The sequence below is a fragment of the Peptoniphilus sp. genome, assembly GCF_034090345.1.
Classification (GTDB): domain Bacteria; phylum Bacillota; class Clostridia; order Tissierellales; family Peptoniphilaceae; genus Peptoniphilus.
In genome coordinates this window covers 1-8,787 of the sequence record NZ_JAXDSS010000057.1, presented here as the reverse complement: position 1 = coordinate 8,787, position 8,787 = coordinate 1, and the positions used below count along the sequence as shown (strand labels likewise).

The window sequence follows — 8,787 nt, the reverse complement described above, 5'->3', positions numbered from 1 at the left end:
TTCCAATGGAGTGGGGGTTCAAGTCCTCTTTCCCGCACCATTTTAACTCACTAGTTAGTGAGTTATTTTTTATTTAAATTTGAAAATATTTTTTAAAACACTTGACCTAAGTGTAAATTTTAGGTATAATTATTTTTGTTGTTAAGACATAACTCATGCGGGAATGGCGGAATTGGCAGACGCGCTAGACTTAGGATCTAGTTCCAATGGAGTGGGGGTTCAAGTCCTCTTTCCCGCACCATTTTAACTCACTAGTTAGTGAGTTATTTTTTTGCTCAAATTTAAATAATATAGATTGATAGGAATTACCCTCTTTACTCAAAGGCAGTAAAGAGGGTAATTAAGTATAATTGAAAAAAGTATATAAATTAGTTGTTTCATATTAACAAGGGAGAAATTAAATTTAATATTGAGATAGAAATATTTTAAATTAAATGATATAAATAAGATAGATGCATTAAACAATGAATAGCTGTTTTTTAGAATAAAAAGTTATTTAAAAATTAAATTTAGAATATTTGGTTTGAGCAAAATATTCTAATCTTTTAAAGTAATTATTTTAAAGGATAAATAATTGTTATAAAAATGAGACATATATGTTGAAATTTACTTTCTTTATAATTATTAGTATTGGCAAAGATGGCTTAATAAAAATTTTAATAAGTTCTAAAAATAGTGTACATTAAGAAAAAGATTTATCTAAAATGTGTTTAGATGAAATAATTAAAATTTAATAAAGCTTAATGATAGATTTGAAATTTAAAATTTAGATAAATAAGGACTGTGGTTATAAATTTATAACTAATTGTAAAGGAGAATCTAATTGAGAAAAAAATTTATAGAATCATCAGACAATAATATAGATAAGATCTTTGAAGAAATTTTTGATAAAAATAAAGATCTCAATAATTTAATGCTGCTAAGAGAGATATTGGATAAACTTAGTGATGGAGTTTATATAACAGATGGGAAGGGACTTACAATTTTCGTAAACAAGGCATATGAAAGAATAAGTGGAACAAGTAGGAATTTATTTATAGGCAAAAAAATGGAACAAGTGATAGAGGAAGGACTTATAAATACATCCGGGACTTTAAAAGTTATTGAGAATTTAGAAGAAGTAACTATTAATCAGATTCTAAATAATAAAAATCAAGTCGTAATTACAAGTACGCCAATTTTTTCTAAAAATTCTGAAATATCTATAGTTGTGACTACAGTAAGAGATGTTACTGAAATAAATGAATTAAAGGATAAGTTGGATGAAAGTGAACAAAATATATTAATGCTTAAATATTTAATAGATCAGGAAAGTAAGGTTATATATAATTCACATATAATGAAAATGATTCTAAATAAAGCTAAAAAAGTGGCGAATTATGATGTATCTGTATTAATTACAGGTGAAACTGGAGTTGGAAAAGATGTTATAGCAAAATATATATATGAAATTGGGAGCAGAAAAGATGGGCCTTTTGTTGAAATAAATTGTTCTGCAATTCCAGCAAATTTAATAGAATCAGAGTTATTTGGGTATGAGTCGGGAGCTTTTACAGGTGCATTGAAAAAAGGTAAAAAAGGAATATTTGAAATTGCAAATAATGGCACAGTATTTTTAGATGAGATAGGTGAATTACCGTTAGAACTTCAAGCAAAATTACTAAAAGTAATACAAAATAAAAAAATAAGAAAAATAGGAGCAGATAAGGATATTCCAATAGATGTGAGAATAATAAGCGCAACAAACAGAGATTTAGAAAAAATGGTAAGTGAAAAGTCTTTTAGACAAGATTTATATTATAGGATAAATGTAATTCCGATACATATACCACCTTTAAGAGAGAGAAGAGAAGATATAATTCCTTTAGCACTACATTTTTTAAGAGAAAATAATAAAATAAATAAAACTAAAAAGTATTTTTCAGATAAAGTACTTAGAATATTTTATAAAAATAATTGGTATGGAAACGTTAGAGAGTTAAAAAATATAGTAGAGAGAGTTGTAATTTTAAGTAGAGATAACTGTATAGAAGAATGGGATTTACCGGAAGATATGGTAAATTGTAATAAAATTGTACAAAGGAAAAATATTTTTGAAAGTGGAAGTAATCTTGACGAAATGTTAGATTCATATGAGAAAAAGATAATCAAAGAAGTTATAGATTATACTAATTCACAAAAAGAAGCATCAAAGATTTTAGGGATAACAGAATCAAAACTTTGTAGAAGAATTAAAAAATTAAAAATATGAGAAATATGAATTGCAAATTTGGAATTAATATCAAATTTGCAATTTATATTTTTCAACAAAGATAGTAGTTAATTACAGTGATGTTAAATGAAAGTACATTTGTAGTTTCATAATTGAAATAATTTAAAAATAATTAAATTATAACCACTTCAAAAAGACCTAATTATAGAGCTTTCTTAAAATATAAAGTTGGCATGAATTTTGCTATATATATTAGTGTAAGATATAGTAAGCAATAAGATAATAATGAGAGGAGAATTATTATGTTAATGACAGGAAAAGAGTATATCGAAAGTTTAAGAAAGTTGGATATTAAGGTGTATATGTTTGGAGAAAGGGTTGAAAATCCGGTAGATAATCCGATTATAAGGCCGTCTATAAATTCTGTTGCGATGACTTATGATTTGGCACATGATCCTGAGTACGAGGATTTAATGACTGCAACCAGTCATTTAACAGGAGAAAAAATAAATAGATTTTGTCATATACATCAAAGTAGAGAAGATTTAGTTAAGAAGATTAAAATGCAAAGACTTCTTGGACAAAAAACAGCAAGTTGTTTCCAAAGATGTGTAGGAATGGATGCTTTTAATTCAATTTATTCAACAACATATGAAATTGATAGAGAAAACGGGACTAATTATCACGAAAGATTTAAAAAGTACTTACTTGAATGTCAAAAGAATGACTGGACGGTTGATGGAGCAATGACAGATCCTAAGGGAGATAGAGGATTAGCGCCTTCAAAACAAAAAGACCCTGATATGTATGTCCACATTAAAGAGGTTAGAGAAGATGGAATTATAGTAAGAGGAGCAAAAGCTCATCAAACCGGCTCTATAAATTCTCATGAACATTTAATTATGCCTACAATAGCAATGGGTGAAGATGATAAAGATTATGCTGTAAGTTTTGCCATCCAAACTGATGCAAAAGGCGTATTTATGATTTATGGTCGTCAATCATGTGATACAAGAAAACTAGAAGAAGCAGCTGATATTGATCTTGGAAATAATACTTATGGAGGACAAGAAGCTCTAGTAATATTTGATGACGTATTTGTTCCAAATGAAAGAATATTTATGTGTGGAGAATGGAAATATGCAGGAATGTTAGTTGAGAGATTTGCAGGATATCATAGACAATCTTATGCATGTAAAACAGGCGTTGGAGATGTACTTATTGGAGCAGCAGCATTAGCAGCAGATTATAATGGAGTTCCTAAGGCCAGCCATATTAAGGATAAAATTATAGAAATGCAACATTTGAACGAAACTATGTGGGCTTGTTCACTGGCTTGCTCAGCGGAAGGAAGTAAAACTGATTCAGGAGCATATTTAATTGATTTATTACTTGCAAACGTATGTAAGCAAAATGTAACAAGATTCCCTTATGAAATAGCAAGACTAGCTGAAGATATAGCGGGAGGATTGATGGTAACAATGCCTTCTGAAAAAGATTTAAAGGGTGAGTTTACAGGACCTTGGGTTGAAAAATTTTTAAATGGTAAGGTTGGGACATCAACAGAAAATAGAATGAGAGTGTTAAGACTTATTGAAAATATAACTTTAGGAACAGCCGCAGTTGGATATAGAACAGAATCAATGCACGGAGCAGGTTCTCCACAAGCTCAAAGAATAATGATAGCAAGACAAGGAAATCTTGAAGCTAAAAAAGAAATGGCAAGAAGAATTGCACACGTCGATGTTTCAAAAGATAAATAATTAGGAGAAAAATGTCAGATAAAGATTTGAATATAAGAGTAGAAGACTTTATAAAGAGTAAAGTTGAACCTATAATTTCTTCTCATGGTGGGAAAATAAATATTAAATCTATAGAAGATGGAGTAGTTACAATTGCCTTAGCCGGCAATTGTAGCTATTGTCCATCAGCACAAATAACTACTGAAGAAATTGTAAAAAGTAAAGTGGTAGAAGAATTTAAAGGGGAAATTATTGACGTAAGATTGTATACAGATATAAGTGATAAAATGTGGGAATATGCAAAAACATTTCTTAGACATGAGTGAGGAGAGATATTTTGAACTGGTTAGAGGAATATAAATCAAAGTTAGTAGATGTACATACTGCGATAGAAAATATTAAATCAGGAAATAGAGTAGTTTTTGAACATGCATGTGGAGAACCTAAATATTTAATAGATAACTTGGTTGAAAATTATAAAAATCTAGAAAATGTTGAGATAGTACACATGGTACCTATGGGATCTGCAAAATATTGTGATGAAGGTATGGAAAAACACTTTAAGCACAATGGTTTTTTTCTAGGCTCAAATACTAAAAAAGCAGTTCATGAAGGCAGAGCGGATTTTACACCATCATTCTTTTTTGAAATACCTAAATTATTTAGAACTAAAATGCCTATAGATGTAGTATTGGTGCAGGTATCTAAACCGGACGATTTTGGGTATGTGAGTTTAGGTATATCGGTTGATTATACAAAATCGGCATGTGAAAATGCAAAAATTGTTATAGCTCAAGTAAATAAATATATGCCAAGAACTATGGGAGAAAGTTTCATTCACATTTCTGATATAGATTATATAGTTGAATATGATGAACCTATATATACATTGCCTAGACCAAATATAGGAGATGTAGAAATGAAAATTGGTAAATATTGTTCAACTCTAATAGAAGACGGAGATACTCTTCAATTAGGAATAGGGGCAATACCGGATGCAGTTTTAAGCTTTTTAGATGATAAAAAAGATTTAGGGATCCATTCAGAGATGTTTGCAGATGGTGTTATAGACTTAGTAAAAAAAGGAGTCATAACAAACAAATGTAAAAATTTATACAAAGGGAAAATGGTTGCAACATTCTTAATGGGGACGAGAGAATTATATGATTTTGTAAACGACAATCCAATGGTACAGATGATGCCGGTAGATTATGTAAACAATCCTTGCATAATAATGCAAGAAGATAATTTAGTTTCTATAAATTCATGCGTACAAGTTGATTTGATGGGACAAGTAGCATCAGAATCAATTGGGAAAAATCAAATAAGTGGAGTTGGAGGTCAGGTTGATTTTATAAGAGGAGCTTCAATGGCTAAAAATGGTAGATCTATTATAGCTATGCCTAGCACGGTAAAAGGTAAAACATCAAAAATAGTAGCGTGCTTAGATGAAGGAGCAGCAGTTACAACATCAAGAAATGATGTAGATTATATAGTTACAGAATATGGAATAGCAGAATTGAAAGGTAAGACATTGAGACAGAGATCAGAGGCTCTTATAAGAATAGCACATCCAGATTTTAGAGATGAACTTATAAAAGCTCATAATATGAAATTTAATGATGAACTAAAAATTTAGTAGGGGTAGATATTATGAAGAGAGAATACGGAATGGAGCAACCTGGGATTAGACTTGGGATGTTCACATATAGACTGCCAATATTGCATTATAGGATAGAACTGTCAGAACTATTCCAAGCATTGCTCATGAGTGCTACTTGTCTAGGAGCAGTTCCAGTAATAACTGACGTATTAGGCATACCATTTGAGCTAGCTTGGGGAATGGTAATAATAAATGGATTCTTATATACATTACATGCAACATGGGGAGATCCGGTAGTTCCTGGGTGGATAACACCATCCATACCTTTGACGATAGCATTTTTGAGTACATTCCCGATGGGACCTGAAAGAATACAGGCGCTGATTGCATTGCAATTAATAATAGCGATAATATTTATAGTTATGGGGTTTACAGGTGTTGCAGGAAAATTATTAGGCATAGTTCCAAGTTCAATAAAAGCGGGGATATTAATGGGAGCTGGATTTGCATCAGTAATAGGTGAGTTTAGTCCAGGAAAAAGATTTGATTCAACTCCAATAACAATAGCTTTATGTTCAATACTTGCATACTATTTATTATTCTCGAAAAGATTTAAAAAATTAAAAAATAACAAGGGAATATTTGGATTTATAGGAGGATTAGGTATGTTGCCGGCAGTTCTATTGGCAGTTATAGTAGGTCCGTTGGCAGGAGAATATCCTATACCACCGGTAAAATGGTTCCCACTTATAAAAATACCTGACTTTGCAGGGATAATACAAACAGTGAGTCCTTTTGCAATAGGTTGGCCAACTAAGGAAGTATTTTTAGCAGCATTGCCTATGGCAATAGTGGTTTATATAATAGCTTTTGGTGACTTTGTAACTTCAGGTGCATTGTTAGCAGAAGCAGACGAAAAAAGACAAGATGAAAAGATAGTATTTGATGCAAACAGGTCAAATATAATAAGCGGTATAAGAAACTTAATAGAATCTTTAATCTGTGCATATCCAACATTAGCAGGACCTTTGTGGGCCGCAGTTACAGCATCTGTGGCAGAGAGATATAAAGACGGACCGGAAAAAATGGAAAGTATATTTTCAGGGGTGGGAACATTTAGATGGTTTACCTTTATAGCAGTTATGGTAACTCCAATAGTTACTTTTGTACAACCAATTCTTCCAGCGGCACTCAGTATGACATTGTTAGTACAAGGGTTTGTCTGTGTAAGATTGGCGATAAATATGACAAACTCAGAACTAGATAAAGGTATTGCAGGTGTAATGGGAGCAGTTATAGCCGCTAAAGGTGCAGCTTGGGGCTTGTGTATAGGTGTACTATTAAATCTAATTCTTGCAGATAAAGAAGAAAGAGAATTAGCCAAAAAATTAGAAAATAACTAACAAAAATGAGAATAGGAATAAAATTTTGTGGAGGTTGTCAGTCAAAGTATGACCGAAGAGAACTCTATAAACAAATAAAAGAGAAATTACCTATGTATTATTTTGGATACTACATTGATGAAAAAGATTGGGATTATGTAATAATAATTTGTGGTTGTCATATAAAGTGTGCTCAAGTATATGATGAGTGTGAAGAAAAAATCATATATATAGACAGTGATAAAAATGCATTGGAGAAAATATTAAGATGCATGAAAAGCTAATAGTATTTACACGAACTTTGAGTTGTAACATATTAACCATTATCTATTTATTATTTAGGGTATGCATTTCATTAGAAATTAAGATTAGTTATAAAATTAAAGGTAGACAATCAGACTGTTGAAATCTATCTTTTTGTTTAATTATTTTTTTAAAATTTGGGAGTTTTTGTCAAGGATTGGTTTTCAGACAAAGGGGAGCCTTTATTTGATGAAAACTCTTTAAATTTTTTATTACGATGAAATCAAAATTTAGATTCTGATTTCAAAAAATATTGTTAGTTGCGATAGTATCTGATTCATAATTTTGTTCTATTTGTCAATTTTCTAGTTTTGCTATATACAAGTTTTTGGCTGGTATAGTGATTTGAAAATATTGTTTTTTTGTTACTTTTATTAGCTATCTATTAAATTTTTTTCGGGGGATGTGGATATTAGCTGTCTTATTATTTCTGAATATTTGGAATACGCCAATAGTTCAGTCCAATTATTTTTTCAAGAGTTTACATACGATATTTTTTTGCATTTATCCTCAAAATTTTGCTAAAATTTTAGACAATGTAGATTTCGTAAAATAGTATTTCAATAATGTGCTTGAGTTTTTATTTGTAGAACTTTCAGTTTTATATTTTATTGTCAAAGCTATCTGAAACATAGATTTTATTTTTACAATAGTAATGTTACATATATTACTTTTTAAATTTGATTATGAGACATTAAATTTTCATATTAGTCAAAATTACCAATTATGAAGAAAGTTAAATTGCAGTGCGCTTAGTGGTTGAAGGTTTGAAGCAGATATTCCCATAAGCCTAAGTTTTTCGCCTTTGTAATGAGTGTTGAAAAGTTCTAAGGCAAGATTTTCAATTTCTTGTTTATCATTTATGACATGTGAGTAAGTTTTGGAATGAGTATTTATTTTAAAATCAAAGGTTTTAAGTTTTAGAGTTAAAGTTTGAAATCCTAAATTTTTGGAGTTTAGATCTTTAGAAAGTTCTGCCGAATACTGTATAAGTTTATTTAGTAAAATATACTTATCACGTGTGTCGGGGAAAGTTCTTTCGACACCTAAACTTTTTCTACTGCGTTGTGAATTTACAGCTCTATTGTCTATTCCACGAATTCTTTGATGGATTTCATAACCCATTTTTCCAAATATTTTTTCTAAAAATTCTAAATCGAGTTGAAACATATCTTCAACTGTATTTATTCCTATGTTTCTAAGCTTTTCTTGGGATTTTCTTCCTAAACCGTGCACTTTTTTTATATCGAGTGGGAGTAAAATATCGGGGACATCATTTTTGGAAATAACTTTTAATCCGTCAGGTTTATTCCAGTCGCTAGCGAGTTTGGCTAAAAATTTGTTGTATGAAATTCCACAACTAACTGTCAGACCGGTTCTGTCTTTAACTTCATTTTTTATTTGTTTTGCAACTTCTACTGAGTTAAGAGAATTTGATAGGTCTAAGTACGCTTCATCTATGGAAACTTTTTCTAAAGTGTCGGTGTAGTTGTGTAGTATGTCAAAAACTTCTTTTGATTTTTCTAAATATCTATGTCTTCTTCC

At 30.3% G+C, this 8,787-nt stretch carries 7 protein-coding genes and 1 tRNA gene; 7 read left to right on the top strand and 1 reads right to left on the bottom strand.

Going from position 1 to position 8,787, the window contains the following annotated elements; all coding sequences use genetic code 11:
- Positions 1-157: 157 nt before the first annotated feature.
- The 7 genes from SOR77_RS04835 to SOR77_RS04805 all read left to right on the top strand — a co-directional run bounded on the left by SOR77_RS04835 (position 158) and on the right by SOR77_RS04805 (position 7,223).
- Positions 158-241: transfer RNA gene (locus SOR77_RS04835), tRNA-Leu, on the top strand.
- A 582-nt stretch (positions 242-823) separates the two neighbouring features.
- On the top strand, positions 824-2,251 hold the full coding sequence (locus tag SOR77_RS04830; protein ID WP_320636045.1) for a sigma-54 interaction domain-containing protein: 1,428 nt from the start codon (positions 824-826) through the stop codon (positions 2,249-2,251).
- 263 nt (positions 2,252-2,514) lie between these two features.
- On the top strand, positions 2,515-3,975 hold the full coding sequence (locus SOR77_RS04825; RefSeq protein ID WP_320636044.1) for a 4-hydroxyphenylacetate 3-hydroxylase family protein: 1,461 nt from the start codon (positions 2,515-2,517) through the stop codon (positions 3,973-3,975).
- An 11-nt stretch (positions 3,976-3,986) separates the two neighbouring features.
- Positions 3,987-4,280 (top strand): NifU family protein, encoded by a 294-nt coding sequence (locus tag SOR77_RS04820; RefSeq protein ID WP_004822684.1) that lies wholly within the window; start codon positions 3,987-3,989, stop codon positions 4,278-4,280.
- A gap of 11 nt (positions 4,281-4,291) precedes the next feature.
- A complete protein-coding gene (locus SOR77_RS04815; protein WP_320636043.1) occupies positions 4,292-5,593 on the top strand; it encodes an acetyl-CoA hydrolase/transferase family protein in 1,302 nt (433 codons plus the stop codon).
- Positions 5,594-5,607: 14 nt separating this feature from the next.
- The gene (locus SOR77_RS04810) at positions 5,608-6,960 is read left to right on the top strand and encodes a hypothetical protein (RefSeq protein WP_320636042.1); all 1,353 of its coding nucleotides are present in this window, start codon (positions 5,608-5,610) and stop codon (positions 6,958-6,960) included.
- Positions 6,961-7,052: 92 nt separating this feature from the next.
- Positions 7,053-7,223, top strand: a complete 171-nt coding sequence (locus SOR77_RS04805; RefSeq protein ID WP_320636041.1) for a hypothetical protein — start codon at positions 7,053-7,055, stop codon at positions 7,221-7,223.
- Between the two features lie 736 nt (positions 7,224-7,959).
- On the opposite strand, the gene SOR77_RS04800 is transcribed toward SOR77_RS04805, so the two are convergent.
- Positions 7,960-8,787, bottom strand: an 828-nt coding sequence (locus tag SOR77_RS04800) for a DNA polymerase IV (protein WP_320636040.1), incomplete at its 5' end; no start/stop codon positions are given.